The sequence below is a fragment of the Proteiniphilum sp. X52 genome, from assembly GCF_003712195.1.
Taxonomy (GTDB): Bacteria; Bacteroidota; Bacteroidia; order Bacteroidales; family Dysgonomonadaceae; genus Proteiniphilum.
The window spans coordinates 85,288-100,800 of the sequence record NZ_RDSD01000006.1; the positions used below are offsets into that span (position 1 = coordinate 85,288).

The window sequence follows — 15,513 nt, forward strand, 5'->3', positions numbered from 1 at the left end:
CATATGTATTATTCTTTTATTTTCAAATCGCCAAACCGCAATGTCACGAAGCCGAATTGGGGGATTGTTATATTTGTCTGCAACCGTCCCTCCCCCTTATCGACAGGCGATAATTCACGGATAGGATCACCTTTTAAATCTATCTGCTCTATTTTATCCACACTGCAGTTCCAGATCACCTCGCGGGAAATTTCGCGGGAGGATGTATTATAGATACGTACAAGCAGATTACCGTTCTCCACGACCATAGAGGATATTTCCAGATTATCGCCCACCGTTTCGAGTATTGATCTTTGCTGTTGTTCAGGGGAACCCGACATGAATTGTGCGACCATTGGTTCATTCCATTGACGGCTCGCTTTTTCCACCTCTCCCCTCTCCCAGTCGCCTGAATGAGGAAAAAGCGCATACCCTATTTCAGTGGGGCCATGGATCGTGTAATCTCTCCCCCACAAAGCCCTACCGGTATATTGAACGGTCAGTCCCAGCGGCAAACTGTCGGATTGCAGATAACTCGTAGTATGGTCTGAAAACAGTGCTACCCCATAATCCTGCTCCTGACCGGTAATATCCACCCAATTCAGGATCACATTGTGTTTGATACTGTCCCAACTTGAATAAAGGGTATTGTCAAGCTGACTTTCAGTGACATCAAACGGCGCATTCTTATATATCTTCCGGCCTACCTCATTGAACGGAAAACGTACATGAAGCTTATAGTCATCATTATAAAAAGCCTTATTCCGGTCAGTGGCTTCATAATTATCGCTCTGGTCATACGCGCCAATCCCCGGCTGTCCATCCCAGTCGATATGCAGGGTAAAATCAATACGGTGATTCTCTTTATAAAAAGTGATCAGTTGATAATAGTTATGCCCGGCAATTTGATTCTCTACCTTTATTCGGGTAAATATCTCTCCCTCTTCAATCACTGAGACTGTAGCCCGGCTTTCTGATCCCTCATAAAATCTGTCCTCCCTATAAAAAAAGCCTCTCAGGTCATTTAAATATCTCCCCTTTTCAACCAGTTGCCTGTTTCCGTTCTTTTTATCGATCAGGCTTGTGATCGTACCACCATGCTCAGGATCAATGATTACTGAGTAATAGTCTGTTTCTATTGCAAGTTTTTCTGAAGATGTGAGTTTTTCTGAAGAAAGATCCAGCTTTTTTTTAGAGGGCAGTTCCTTATCACTCTGTTTCAGCCGGTAAGTAGCATATCCCATTCCCGGCACCAATGCTTCAAAGAACAGTGTTACAGCACCGTCAATACCTTCTGATAATTGATGAGGCGCAGGCTTACCCTTAGCATCAATGACTACTATCTTCCGGCCTCGAAAATGTTCCGATAGAATTAAGGCTACCTCTTCCTTACGTGTCGATCCCAGCGTATTATACACCCGGATATATTCAGTATTATTCGTCTTGGCAAAGAGGTTTGATATCTTTTCGGACGCGATTTGATTTGTCGCTTCAGTCCACCGGACTACTTTATCGGCCCAGGTGTCTCCCGAACTGCCGTTATAGGGAACAATCCAGCAGTCGTGATGCTGGGCAAGCATCAACGTCCTCCATGCTTCGTCAAAATCTTCTTCCGGCCAGCTCGTATCGTTAAAGAGGTAGTCCATCGCGGCCATCTTTTCTGCCGTGACGAGCAGGTTCTCACTCACCCGTACCTGCCGGGCTATTTCCTGCACCACTTGTGCACCCCACACCAATCCCGGTTTGATATCTTCTTGGGTGAAATGCCAGTCTTCGGGTTCCACCTTTCCTTTTATCATTTCAAAATAATTGGTCCAGGTGGTATACACTGTGGGTTCGTACTCACTGCGCCACAAACCTCCGTCCCATCCCGCATCCTGAAAACACATCCCTACCGGATACTGTATCCCGTTGGCAAAGCATTTTTCAATGAAACTGTTGGAGTTGGTCCATGACTCGGTTTGCCAAGTCGTTTCCGTGGACAATTCCTCCACAACATATCTCGGAACGGCCGGAAGGGAAGTGCCGTCGGGCCCGATCCAGTTGACCAGATCCTTTCCGAAAGCGCTGGTATAACCTCCCCAACATGTATTAGGGTTTCTCAGTACCGCGTACTTATAACCAAAACCTTTCAGTATCTGCGGTAAACTACTCGTGAAGCAGGGCTCTTCCACGGCATAAGTCACAAAAGAGGCACTCGGAAAATACTCCCTGGTCTTTGCCATACCATAATGAAACTGCCGGATGATACTCTCCCCCGAGATGTTATAACAGTATGGCTGCGACCAGGTAGGGTTTACAAATTCTATACGTCCCGACGGGCCCTCTTTCTCAAAATATGCTTGGAACACTTTAAAATTTTCAGCATCTGTCACGCTGATCGTATCCCAGGTCTCAGGCTCGATCTCCAGATTGATTGCCCAATCAGGATGCTTCTCCAACTGCTCTACCATGAACCGTGCCTGCCATTGCGGGTAATGACCGTAGATACCACCATGATAACCATCGGTAAACCAAGCGGTCTGTGACAACACAGGTATTTTCACCAGTAGAAAATAAAACAGAATAAAAATTGATAACCTATGTTTTTGACTTAAATTTTCAAGTACCATATCGTTTCTTTTACAGGGATTACAATCCAATCAGATTTTCACTAAAACTATCTTTCTCTTTACCGGTTGGTTTATCTCATAGATCTTCGAAACAAGCATATCCATTTCCGCTTGCCGTGTTTCACGAAATGAGTGATGGATCATCCGGGCATAATTATCCCTATGCATTCTCAGCCATCCGTTGTTACCCGTTTCCTTATCAAGAGCTTCAAGCGATGCACGGTTATTGGCAAACAGCAATCCCCTTTCCTGAAAAAAGCCGAATTGTATCCAGGCGTAGTCCCGGAAATTTCTCTCAATCTCCCATCGCACTTCATTCAGATGCATAATCGACAGAGCCTGCTGGTATTGCGGTGTTTTTGTTTCTGCCGCCAGATTCACCCCTTTGTTCAAATCAACAGATGACCATATTCCGATCTCTTCTCCATCAATGAACATCTTGTAATCACCTTTCTCTAAATCGGAGACTTTAATTACCTCCTGATTCATTTCTTCCATAAACGGTATATATTCCATTGCGTCGGCCTGTGATTTTTTTGCGTTCCATCCACGTGGAATCGTATCTAACGGATAGGGTAACGAATAAGCCAGGTAATCAAAAGAGAGTGTACCTTCATTTCCTCTTATATTGGAGATTTCACAGTTTGCCGACCGGACAACCGATTTTTTGGACGCATCCACCTCAAAGTCCGCCACTACATCGGAATCCAATCCCTGCTCCTTGAGAAAGAAGTAAGCCATTACCATGTGTCCGTCATTTTCAGGATGGATCCGGTCAAGACCACAAATGGTGAATTCCGGATCGTTCACCTGGAACTTCCGGTTAATTGCTGTCATAGGGGCGTTCAGATCCAGAAATTCCCAGTTATTCTCTTCTGCTGATTTCTTCTGAAATGCCACAATACGCTGCATCACCTCATTTTTCCCCCTCAGAGCAGTATTACCATCAATCTTAGCAGCTCCATCATACGGAGATCCTCCCATCATCACTATCTTCGTTCCGGAAAGTTTTTTCAACCGTCCTTCCAGCAATTTAAAATTCTCATAGGTTTCCCGGTATTTTTCTTCACCGAACCCGGCCCGGTCATCTCCGTTATACTCCTGATATCCCGAATCATTCATTCCGAATGTAACGACCAGCGTAGTGGGATTCTTACTGAACACGTCACTATCCAAACGTTTATACATATCGAGCGCCGTATTTCCACCGATCCCAGCATTCAGTATACGCAGATCCCTGTTCGGAAACCTTGTCATATAATAGAGCCAAATAAATGAGTGATAGTGGCCTCCATCTGTAATACTGTTTCCCAGAAAGACAACCCTTTCCCCTTCCCTAAACTCGCTAACCGGTTGAGAAATCAAGCCAAGAGCTATACCCAACGCAATAAAAACTGATGTGAATCTTTTTGTTATCTTCATCGCAAATACCATTGTGACCCGAAGGATCTGTTTAGTTAAAAAATAAAATTGTGATTGATATCCAGGTTAGTTTTGAATACAATCCTTTATGAGAATGGATCATAGACGGCCATCGACACATGCGAATCGGCGCTGCCATAATAACGGAAGAGGTATCCGATGAAAAAACGGGATTCCCCGATACCGGCCGGATAAACTCATCTAAAGGAAACAAAGGCTCATAAACCTTTTCAGTCATACTATTATTTCATTTCCTGTCGGACTATCCGGAATGGGCAACTCAATATTGTTTGTAATCCGGTTTTGCAAATGTATGGATGAAAAAAATCCTTTCAAATGCAAAGTAGACTTAAAAGTAAACAACTCCACAGCGAAAAATCAAATAATCGTCTGTATATAAAATTATTACAAGAAACTGGAATGAGCTTAATGGTAAACCGATTTGAACCAAACCTTTCTCTTATCGCTTCCCAATTATGTTAAAACACTGACATAGTGCAAAGTTTTGTTTATATTTGCAGAATAGTAAAATGTGCCGAGCGAAAAGCCCAAGCAAGCTTGGCTTTTCGCTCGGCTTTCACTATATTTGCCGCTCAAAGTTAAGCGCCAGATGGAGTCATTTTCCGATATACAAAGTTTCAATCGCTTATTCAACGAATATCACGAACGTTTTATCCGTTTTGCGATAGGGTACGTGAAAGAGAGGCAGACGGCGGAGGATTTTGTGTCGGAGGCTTTCGCGGCTTTTTGGGAAAACAGTCAATGGTTGCCGCCCGACACCAAACCAGCGGCATATATCATGACCATCGTTAAAAACAAATGCCTCAATCATCTGCAACATCAGCAAATAGAGCAGCGGGTAGCTTCTGAATTGAAGGATCATTCAGAGTGGTTGCTACAGACAAAGATCAGTACGCTGGAGGCGTGTGATCCCGTTTTTTTATTCTCCGACGAGATACAACAAATTATTCATCACACATTGAATCAACTGCCGAAGAAAACACGACAGATATTTCAGATGAGCCGTGTGGAAGGGCTTCCCTACAACGTGATTGCCGTAAAAATGAATCTCAGTCAGAAATCCGTCGAATACCACATCTCAAAAGCCCTCGACGTGCTGCGCGAATCGTTGAAAGATTTTTTATGTATTTGTCCCATTCTCCTCACCTGGTTTTAGATAACAAATCGGAATTATTATTAACCGGGCAAATAGTGAATGAGTAAGACATGGGATTGGGTGTGATCGTATACTCGGGATGAACCTGGGCTCCCCAGGTATTGTCGCCACCCACACCCATCTGGGCATGATCGATGTTGATCCAGATAAACTCTTTCTTCTCTATGCTACCTCCGTGCTTTCTCTCTATGTCGTAAGGAATATAATCGATATCATCCTGCGAAAAATTCCAGGCACTGGCACTCAACGGCCTTTCTCCTTTTATTAAAATACCCGTCTCATTATTATCGCGGAAAGCCATCCATCGCACATCGCATTTATTCCCTGTTTCCTGGGGCCGTATATAAGGATGATATTGCTCCCACACGGTTGACCGGTATATCCCCACCGGTGCCGATGCCTTCCTGTCGGCATAGTTCTCATGAGGGCCTCTTCCAAACCAGGCGAGGTTTTCATATTCATCCGACACAATGAAATAGATTCCAAAACGGGGTATTTCCGGTAACGCGACCTTACCCGGCACAAAGTTCATCGATACTTTGATCTCCCCTTTGGAGGTGACGCGATAAATGATATCAAGTAAGGAATTTTGTCTTTCCAACCTATAATTGGCAGTGATCTGAATATGTTGTCCCTTCTCACTGTGCATGGCAAAATTCAACAGTTTCATATCCTGCTCCACATTTTTCCAGATGCCACAACGCTCCAATGTGCCATTCGCGACATCGTTATCGGTGAGCGGCCGCCACAAATTGGGTGTGAAACCTTTCACCATCAACTCCTTATTGTTGTATTTCAGGCTATTGACAAAGCCCGTCGATTTTGAAAAGCCGACGCTGAACCCGTTTCTGTCGGTCAACACAATCACATCGCCGTTTTCTTCGATCTTCAAATTATCGTCTCCTTCCGGTTCATCGTATTTTGCTATCCTGTCCGGCACATAGAAAGGGAACTGCTCCATGGCCATACTATGTGCGGACGGAATCAAAAGCGACGCCTCTTTTGTCAAAGCTTCAATTTTCAGGAAATATTCTTTATTACGATCCGGCACCACATTGAGCGGCAATCGTATGATAGCAGATTCTCCGGCCTGAATATCGGGAAACGTCTCCTCACCCGAGGCAACTGGCCTACCGTTTTCCTCGAGCGACCAGTGGTAATAGTAATCTTCCAGCGATTTAAAATCATACCGGTTGGTGACCCTGATCTGATCCGGACTAAAAGGAACAGTCTCAAAGAGTATATTCTGGTAAACCTTTTTTACTTCCCAAATATGAGGATGGAGGGTCCTGTCGGCCAATACCAAACCATTGGCGCAGAAGTTGGAATCATTCGGCACGCCCACAAATCCCATATCTCCGCCATACGCCCAGATTTCATTTCCTTTATCATCCTTGATCCTGAAAGTCTGATCCACCCAATCCCAGATAAATCCTCCCTGCAACTGATCATACTGATAGATCAGGTCCCAGTAATCCTGCAAATTACCCACACTGTTTCCCATTGCATGCGCATATTCGCATAGGATCATGGGGCGCGGGCGCCTTTCATTCACAAACTCCCGCAAATGCCATATACGTGCGTACATCGGGCAATAAATATCGGAAACACCTTCCCGCCGGGAACCCTCGTATTGCACGGGACGGGTAGTATCGTATCCTTTCGTCCAATGATATATGGTCTCAAAATGCTTACCATATCCCGATTCATTACCCAATGACCAGGTAACAATCGACGTGAAATTTCGATCCCGCTTCACCATACGCGACATACGTTCCATGAAAGGCTTTTCCCATTCAGGCCAATTAGCCAGTGTTGTAGCCTTATGGTCGCTCATGCCGTGACTCTCAATATTGGCCTCATCAATAAGGTAAATACCCAATATGTCGCACAACGTATACCATGGGTAATAATTCGGATAATGGCTGCATCTCACCGCATTCATATTGAATTGCTTCATCAGTTGGATGTCACGGACCATACTCTCCACCGTTATGGTCCTTCCCTTATCGGGATCATGCTCATGGCGGTTGACACCCTTAAACTTTACAGGCTTGTTATTCAGCAGGAATAATCCGTTTCTCATCTCGATGGACCTGAAGCCGAAAAGATGACAAAACGACTCCAATTCATTGCCTTTGGCATCCTTATAAGTGACGGCCATACGGTATAATGACGGGATCTCGGCACTCCACGGTTTTACAGCGGGAAATATCCCGGAGAAAGTAACCAACGTATCTGAATTCGACCGCAATTTCCGGTTGAACGAGTGAATCACATTGGTGTCATCAAACAAGGTAACCTCTAAAGAATGTCCTTCGTGAGGGTCATGCAAAAACAAATCGACATTTAAATCGCCATCTTTATAATCATTACACAACCCCGCGACTAAAGAAAAATCTTTCACACGGCTTTTTGGACGCGCATATACGAACACACTCCGCTCTATGCCGCTGTACCTCCAATAATCCTGTCCTTCGAGATAAGATCCGTCACTATACCTGAATACTTTTACAACGAGATTGTTATCGCCTTTCTTCAGTAACGGTGTAATATTAAAATGAGCGGGTAAACGGCTATCCTCACTGTAGCCAATAAGTTCTCCATTCAACCAGCAAAAAAAAGCAGACTCAACCCCTTCAAAATCGATATAAATATCCATTCCATCCCACTCGTCGGGTATTGAAAAATTCCGTTGATAGACTCCCACAGGGTTATAATCAGCAGGCACAAATGGCGGATTGGCAGGGAACGGATAACGCACATCGGTATAGATCGGTTTATCAAATCCCTGTAATTCCCAACTCCCCGGCACATTGATCTTATCCCAGCCGGAAGTGTCTGCTTCCGATGCCAATATCCGGTTATCATCGCATTGCGATGGATTTTTGTACAACGCGAATTTCCAAACTCCATCCAAAGACATACGCCTTTCCTTTTGTTCATCGAGTGCAAAGATCTCCCAAACAGGTTTATCGTATTGCGCAAGGGCGTATTTCTCAGATTTATAAGGTATAAAGTGGGCATGCATGGGCTCTCGGTTTATCGCATTCACTCCCGGATTTTGCCATATCTCCGGATTAGCGTTTTGGCTTCGCACTTCCCCAACACCCATAAACAGTAAAAGGATGAGGATTGAAAACAGGGATTTATATTGTGACATATGATTAGTTTTAGAGTGAAGAAATTAGAACTGAGAACTAAGAACTGAGAACTGAGAACTGAGAACTGAGAACTGAGAACTGAGAACTGAGAACTGAGAAATTAGAACTGGGAACTGGGAACTGAGAACTGGGAACTGGGAACTGGGAACTGGGACGTTTTATATGATAATTTACTCATAAAGAGCAGAATAGCGCAACCAAAACAGGTACGCTGAGATCAAGTATGAATCCGTGAAAAACGGAAATAACGGCAAATTCTTTCCCCGAAAATTTCAATATGATCGGGAGGGTGGTGTCCATCGTGGTAGCTCCTCCCACCGAAATGGACGCCAGCTTGCCAAAATATTTCACAAAAAGCGGCGCAAGCAACAATGCCATTATTTCACGGATAATATTCGAAAGTAACGCAATAGTGCCAAGCTCGGCTCCTTTGTATTGCGTTATAAAAATACTGGATAACGAGTAATACCCGAATCCGCTACCCACCGCCATAGATTCCAGAGCCGAACGTCCTGGAAATAAAAGACTTATTATCGCACATCCCGCCAGTGTGCCGACAATGGTTGCCACCGGCAGCAAATAAAATCGGGGGTTTATCCTGGTGAAACGTTTCAACGTATTGGAATCATTCCCCAGGCTCAATCCCACACAAAACATCAAACAACATAACACATAAAAGCTTATGTCATTTTCAACGGCCGAAAGCGGGATAATTTCGAAATAACCCGATAATACACCCAGGACAAAAAAAGAGACAATAATAATACTACTCTTCATGAAGGCCTTTTTGCTTATTATTGATACGCTTCCAGAGCAATAATGCGGCTATAGCGCTACCCAAAACCGCGGCAGCGGTAATCACCAAAGCTTCGATCCCGATATGGGTCAGCCCGGATATAATTTGGGGATTGCCACCTACCTCCAATCCGAGAATGAACAAAAGAACCCAGATCAGCAGGCTAATAATTTTTGAAATATTTCCGAATTCTTTTTTTCGCCACAAGAATCCCAAAACACCTCCAAGCACCATGAAACCAATTGCGATAAACATGTTAAAAAAAGGATTGCAAGGTGCCGTTGGTTATTTTCCTATAATCCAACGGCACCTTTGTTTATATCTTGTCAATTATTCAACGAAAGCTTTTCATTGGTGTTGATCTCCGTCAAAGGAATAGGGAAGAAAGCGTTTCTTTCTTGTGAAAAACCGGTTCTGCCGGCGCTCTGTAGCGCGTCTCCCAATTTACCCCATCTTCTCAGATCGTACCAGCGAAAGTTTTCCAGAGGAAATTCGATCATCCTCTCATGTTCGATCTGCCGGCGCACCTCTTCCCGTGAGCTACCCGCCATTGGCGGCATATCACCATGTACCCGGCGTACCTCGTTGACCAGAGGAATAGCCTGTGCGGTCTGGTCCAATTCATTCAAAGCCTCTGCTTTCATCAACATCACATTTGCATAACGCATCAAAGGCAAATTTATTGCCGTGAAATTTTGCGTCAACCCTTCCTCTGTACCCGGTAAAAGCTTCCTGAATACCGGACGATTATAAGATATCCCGTTGCTGGAGAAAAGAGCGTCGTATTCATATCCGTACACTTTCCCTGTCCCATCGTTAAAATAATCATCCCGGAAGAAGATAGTCTGGTATAACCGGCTGTCGTAATGTCCTGTCTCCGAGATCTTTCCTTCTTTGATAAACGCTTCCATCAATGTAGGGCTGGGAAGTATCTCATCCCAGCCTCCCAGTTCAGAGGAAGCGATCCACTTATGGAATTGTGTGCGATAATTTGCGCCGTTGGCTGTGCTCATAGAGAATTGCAATTCGAATATCGACTCCTTGCTATTTTTATTATCGCCTGTAAACATACTCAAAAAATCGCTTTCAAGGCTATATCCTTTCACTTCATCGAAAGCATCCACGGCAAGTTGCAGATATTCAGCCTTTTTATCCGGCGTTTCATAAGCACGGGTGAGGTAAGACCATCCCAGATAGGCATATGCCGCTCCTTTTGTAGCCCTTCCCATATGGTCGGGGGAATGGCTTTCAGGCAAAGCGGCAGCCCTCTTCAGATCCCCGATTATAAAATCCCACGCATCAGCCCGCGAAGACTTATCCTTGCTTAAATCTTGCTGATTGGTGATGTATTTATCCCGGATTATGATTTCTTCCCAATTGAGAACAAGTTTCAGATGGTAGTAAGCTCTTAAAAAATGGGCTTCATTCACGATCTGGGTTCTTTGCTGCGGGTCAATCTTGTCATCCGGTATTTCCGAGACTTTTTCTATCACCTGGTTGCAAAAACTGATTCCGGTATAATTATTCCACCAGTAAGCACTGATCTGCGAATTACCATTCGTATAGGAAAAATTATAGAGTTCAACCCAGTTGGGATAATTCATCGCATCGTTACCCATTGATATAATATCTTCCCTGTAGGCTTCCACCGGCCATTTCACCTCGGCATATTCCCAGGTATCGATGGAATATTCCAACTGGGAATAGGCTGCCGCGAGGCCGGCTTCGGCATCCGAGAGGTCTCTCCAGAAATTCCCGGATGTCAACATATCCGGAGAATTTACATCCAGGTAATCATTACATGCCGGTAGAAGGAGTAATGAACTGATTAAAAGTATATATATTGATTTTACTATTCGTTGCATAACTGTAATCTGTTAAAGTTAAAATGTGAGTTGAAGCCCAACGGTATAAGATCTTGTGAAAGGATATATATGCCTGTCCACTCCGGAATCGAGCACACTGGAGCGAGAAAATTCCGGATCGATCCCCGAATACGAGGTGATGGTAAAGAGATTTTCACCACTGAGGTAGAAACGCAGTTTATCTAAGTGCAATTTCTGTGAAACAGTGACAGGCAACGTGTACCCCAGTTGTAACTGGCGAAGTCTTACAAAATCCCCATTCTCAATAAACCGGTCGGATTCCCTGAGGTTATTGTTCGGGTCCTGATAAACGGCGCGCGGCACATCGGTGGAACTGTTCTGCGGTGTCCACGCATCCAATGTCGATCTCAGGAAGTTGGATCCGGAATTCATCCCTTCATAGAAATACTTATTCCCGTTATAGAGCTTATGCGCCCAGGCGCTACTTAAAAGCAGTGACAAATCGAATCCTTTGTAATCTGCCGTGAAAGTCAGGTTCGCCTCGATCTTGGGAATGCCTGATCCGATGTATTCCTTGTCATTTTCATCGATCACCCCATCGCCATCCACATCGAGAAAACGAATATCACCCGGACGGGCATTCGGCTGAAGCATTTGACCGTCTTTATTCACATGCGCATTGACCTCCTGTTCGTTTTGGAAAAGCCCGTCAGTCCTATAAAGATAGAAGGCGCCAATCGGCATTCCAACCCGGGTCTGAGTAGGGAAATGTTCCGTGCCGAATTTAAGCCCCTCGCCGTACAATACCTGGTTGGCATCAGCAAGGGCAATCACTTGGTTATTGATAGTAGCCATATTGAATCCGATACCATAATTAAAATCATTGATTTTATCATTCCAGTTCAGTTCCAACTCTACACCATTATTTCTCATCTTACCCACATTCAATGTGGGATTGCTGAGTCCGGCAGAAGGAGGCAATGCCTTAGTGATCAACAGGTCTATCGTTTCATTGTGGTAGTAGTTCAGCGCACCGGTCAGTTTATTATTGTACAATCCGAAATCCACACCTATATTCTTATTATCGGTTGTTTCCCATTTCAAAGATTTATTTTCCAATGAGCGCGCAATGCTACCCGGCCATGGATTTTCGCCATTACCCTTCACATATCCCTGGTATTTGGTATTGTATGTGGAGATCAGGGCAAGGAAATCATATCTTCCCAGGGAGATCTCATTCCCTAAACGTCCCCAACTGGCGCGTAATTTAAGATCACTCACAAAACCATCTTCAGGAAAGAATTCCTCCTGGCTGATACGCCATCCCAAGGCCGCGGAGGGAAATAAACCCCAGCGGCTGTCCGCACCGAATTTCGAGGAGCCGTCGCGACGCAAAGTCAACTGCACTAAATACTTATTGGCATAATTGTAATTGAGACGGCCGAAAAATGACGCCCGTCTGTAGTCCCACAATGTGCCGTCTCCACTGTAGGTGCCTCCTGCCCCAGCCCTTATGGTCGAGAAATAGGGGTCGAGGAATCCTGACGCCACCTCTTCCGTGACCAGGCGACCGTTTTCAACCTTGTATAATATCGATTTGCCTTCCACGGCGACTGAATTCCAGGTCATCCTTTCCTGTGTGACAGAACTGCCGATCATGGCATTGACCGAATGGATATTGAACACTTTGTTGAAACTTAACACATTATCAAACACCTGTTCTTCCCAATAACCGGAATATTCTTCATGAAAGGGGTATTCCCTCTTGGAACGTATATCCGCCACATATACAGGCTCATGAGAGACCCTTCGCTCATGTTCACCCCTGTAGGCATAACTGCTCCTGAAGTTCAACCAATCGGTGAAGTTCACCGTTACTCCCACATTGGCCGTGGTATGGTACTTCTTGTTGGAGGAATCCCTGAAGTTATGATCTGCCATCACGTTCCGGTTGTTGGGGATACCGTCGAAATCGGTCAAGCCATAACCCGAAGGTTGGCTTTCGTCGTATATCGGGACCAATGGTGAAAGCATGTACATCTCCTTTAAACTATACCTCGGCTGTTTACTGTCGGTGTACTTGAAAGCAATATTGGCATCCAATTCAAAAATATTCTTCTTCATATTCAATCTGGCACGGGCATTATCATGACGATAGTTGTTTCCCAGGAATATCCCTTTCTCATCCAAACGGTTATATGATATGGAATAGTTTGAATTCTCGGCTCCGCCTCTTACTGCCAACATATAATTCTGGGCAACTCCGTTCCTTAACATGGCATCCTGCCAATCGGTATTGACATTCGATTCTTTTGTCACATATGACGGCAAGGTGACTTTGTCGTTGTCAGCAGCATACCTATTCCAGTTCTCGTACATTGCCCTGTGTACCTGGCGGTACTCCGGACCATTTAATAGTTCCAATTTCCTGGCCACATCCGCGAAGCTAAGGTAAGAGTTGAATTCAATCTTGGTCTCACCTCTCTTGCCGCTTTTAGTGGTGATCAGTACCACCCCGTTCGCTGCGATTGAACCGTAAATGGCGGCCGCGGCACCATCCTTCAGGATTTCCATCGACTCTATATCCTGAGGATTCACATTGTTTATGTCTCCCGGAAAACCGTCGACAATATAAAGGGGGTTATTATCTCCAAAAGTCTTGACACCACGGATCTTTACCTGGACTCCCGAACCGGCGTTTCCCCCGAACTTCTGCACATTCACTCCGGCCACTTTTCCCTGGAGCGCTTCTGCCGGATTGGTGGTAGTCCTTTTTCCCAGTTCTTCCACATTGACAGACGAAATGGCGCCCGTAAGATCACTTTTCCTCAAAGTTCCGTATCCGATCACAACCAATTCATCCAATGTTTGGGTATCTTCCCGCAACGTAATATCGAAAGAATTCCTTCCGGCAATTGCCACTTCCTGTGGTTCATATCCCACATAAGATATTTCCAGGACAGCATTCGGAGCCACATTGAGCCTGAAGTGCCCATCGATATCGGTCACCGTTCCATTTGCCGGATTTCCTTTCTCAATGACCGTGGCACCGATCACCGGTTCACCCTGGGTGTCGGTGATCACTCCCGCAACCCATCTCGTTGCCGGTTGCCGCGCGTTGTTGGCAGACTGCGACTCTTCACTTCCCGTACTTTTATTGTTTTTCAGGAATACCCTGTTGTTGATCACTTTGAAACTGATTTCAGTCGCAGCGAATACGCGTGACAGGACCGTCTCAATATGTTCGTTTTCCACCTCTACCGATACATTTTCCAATCTTTCCGAAAGGATATCGGCATTATAAGAAAACTCATATCCCGTTTGCCGGTTCAACTGTTCAATCACATTGCCGACGGTGGTGTTTCCCAAATTCAGTTTCACATTCACCGATTGCGCCGTAACTGCCGACGCCAGGATATTCGCATTCAGGAAAAACAGCCACAGTAAAGACTTTACCGTTCGCATACATTTGTATTTTACGTGTTCATTCATACATTTTAGTTTTTGTTATTAGTATAAAATATCGGGGTCACTCTATCTCTGCGTTCAAATCATACCTCTCTTTCCGTGATGAATACTTCATTCCCTTCCATGCGGTAATGTATGGGAGCCAGGTAACTCAATATATCCAGCACCTCCTTTAATGTTTCTTCACGATTGATAACGCACCTGTAACGATGATCTGCCAGTTTTTTCGATTCGAGATTAATGTTCACATCATAGATGAGGCTCAATTTATTGACAATTTCCCGCAGGGTAGCGTTTTCGAATGTTATTTGATCCAGGTGCCATGAGGTGAGAGTATTCACATCCACCGTGGAGACCGTATAATGATTGCTTTGGGCCTCATATACCACTTTTTCACCCGGAGACATCTCAAAAACATCTTTGTTGCGGCTGTTTTGCAGTATTACCTTACCCGAAACAAGGATCGTTTCCACATGTCGTCCTTCATCCTCTACCAAAAGGTCGAATGATGTACCGGTTACTTTCAGGTTCATATAACGGGAAGTCACCCTGAAGGGGGATTCGGGATCTCTTTGTACATCGAAATAAGCTTTCCCTTTTAATGCAACATTGCGGTCGGACCTCGAAAATGACTCGGGTATCCGCAATTCGGATGATGCGGAAAGCCAAACCAAGGTGCCGTCATCCAGGCGTACTTTTTTGATCGATTCATTCTCCGCCACCGAAATAACGGTGTAGTCTTCACTCCCTGACCGTATCAGCCCGAAGATTGAAAGCGAAACAACCATAATCACCGCGGCTGCGTATTTGACAATATTGCGGACAGGGTACCGCAGTGTGCGATGTCGGATTCTTTTTCTGACCTGAGTAAGGGCAAGTGCGGTTCCGGGAACATTGTTTTTTCGGGAAAATTCATTCAGTAAGCGCAATTTACTTACTTCTGAAAATAATTGTCGGTTTTCGGGCGACAAGCTCCGCCACTGCTCGAGTTCTTGCCTCTCCGTGGGAGAAAGAGGGCCGGAAAGATATTTGATCAATATTGAAAATCCTGAATCCATCGCAATTTTTA

9 protein-coding genes are annotated in these 15,513 nt (G+C 44.8%); 1 reads left to right on the top strand and 8 read right to left on the bottom strand.

Annotation, left to right across the window (positions count from 1 at the left end):
• Positions 1 to 8: 8 nt before the first annotated feature.
• Both D7D25_RS06850 and D7D25_RS06855 read right to left on the bottom strand, forming a co-directional pair.
• On the bottom strand, positions 9 to 2,591 hold the full coding sequence (locus tag D7D25_RS06850; protein WP_148038875.1) for a glycoside hydrolase family 38 C-terminal domain-containing protein: 2,583 nt from the start codon (positions 2,589 to 2,591) through the stop codon (positions 9 to 11).
• A gap of 30 nt (positions 2,592 to 2,621) precedes the next feature.
• Entirely contained in the window at positions 2,622 to 4,007 is a 1,386-nt protein-coding gene (locus tag D7D25_RS06855) for an SGNH/GDSL hydrolase family protein (protein WP_185140232.1), read from the bottom strand.
• A gap of 616 nt (positions 4,008 to 4,623) precedes the next feature.
• Here D7D25_RS06855 and D7D25_RS06860 point away from each other — a divergent pair.
• Positions 4,624 to 5,190: an RNA polymerase sigma-70 factor gene (locus D7D25_RS06860; protein ID WP_122968241.1), complete on the top strand. Its 567-nt coding sequence runs from the start codon at positions 4,624 to 4,626 to the stop codon at positions 5,188 to 5,190.
• Here the strand turns inward: D7D25_RS06860 and D7D25_RS06865 are convergent.
• The 6 genes from D7D25_RS06865 to D7D25_RS06890 all read right to left on the bottom strand — a co-directional run bounded on the left by D7D25_RS06865 (position 5,177) and on the right by D7D25_RS06890 (position 15,502).
• Positions 5,177 to 8,305, bottom strand: a complete 3,129-nt coding sequence (locus D7D25_RS06865; protein WP_122968302.1) for a glycoside hydrolase family 2 TIM barrel-domain containing protein — start codon at positions 8,303 to 8,305, stop codon at positions 5,177 to 5,179. The two genes, D7D25_RS06860 and D7D25_RS06865, sit on opposite strands and share 14 nt — an antisense overlap.
• 223 nt (positions 8,306 to 8,528) lie before the next feature.
• Positions 8,529 to 9,131, bottom strand: coding sequence for a lysine exporter LysO family protein (locus tag D7D25_RS06870; protein WP_122968242.1), 603 nt, complete (start codon positions 9,129 to 9,131; stop codon positions 8,529 to 8,531).
• A complete protein-coding gene (locus D7D25_RS06875) occupies positions 9,121 to 9,405 on the bottom strand; it encodes a LysO family transporter (RefSeq protein ID WP_122968243.1) in 285 nt (94 codons plus the stop codon). The genes D7D25_RS06870 and D7D25_RS06875 overlap by 11 nt, the downstream gene beginning before the upstream one ends.
• 71 nt (positions 9,406 to 9,476) lie before the next feature.
• Positions 9,477 to 11,006: a RagB/SusD family nutrient uptake outer membrane protein gene (locus D7D25_RS06880; protein WP_370453843.1), complete on the bottom strand. Its 1,530-nt coding sequence runs from the start codon at positions 11,004 to 11,006 to the stop codon at positions 9,477 to 9,479.
• 27 nt (positions 11,007 to 11,033) lie between these two features.
• Positions 11,034 to 14,441, bottom strand: a complete 3,408-nt coding sequence (locus tag D7D25_RS06885; RefSeq protein ID WP_122968245.1) for a TonB-dependent receptor — start codon at positions 14,439 to 14,441, stop codon at positions 11,034 to 11,036.
• A gap of 86 nt (positions 14,442 to 14,527) precedes the next feature.
• The gene (locus D7D25_RS06890) at positions 14,528 to 15,502 is read right to left on the bottom strand and encodes a FecR family protein (RefSeq protein ID WP_255417221.1); all 975 of its coding nucleotides are present in this window, start codon (positions 15,500 to 15,502) and stop codon (positions 14,528 to 14,530) included.
• Positions 15,503 to 15,513: the final 11 nt, after the last annotated feature.

What these genes read in the sequence shown, in the direction of transcription:
- D7D25_RS06850 (WP_148038875.1), bottom strand. Translation starts at nt 2,591, where the DNA reads ATGGTACTTGAAAATTTAAGTCAAAAACATAGGTTATCAATTTTTATT.
- D7D25_RS06860 (WP_122968241.1), top strand. Translation starts at nt 4,624, where the DNA reads ATGGAGTCATTTTCCGATATACAAAGTTTCAATCGCTTATTCAACGAA.
- D7D25_RS06865 (WP_122968302.1), bottom strand. Translation starts at nt 8,305, where the DNA reads ATGGGTGTTGGGGAAGTGCGAAGCCAAAACGCTAATCCGGAGATATGG.
- D7D25_RS06870 (WP_122968242.1), bottom strand. Translation starts at nt 9,131, where the DNA reads ATGAAGAGTAGTATTATTATTGTCTCTTTTTTTGTCCTGGGTGTATTA.
- D7D25_RS06875 (WP_122968243.1), bottom strand. Translation starts at nt 9,405, where the DNA reads ATGTTTATCGCAATTGGTTTCATGGTGCTTGGAGGTGTTTTGGGATTC.
- D7D25_RS06885 (WP_122968245.1), bottom strand. Translation starts at nt 14,441, where the DNA reads ATGCGAACGGTAAAGTCTTTACTGTGGCTGTTTTTCCTGAATGCGAAT.
- D7D25_RS06890 (WP_255417221.1), bottom strand. Translation starts at nt 15,502, where the DNA reads ATGGATTCAGGATTTTCAATATTGATCAAATATCTTTCCGGCCCTCTT.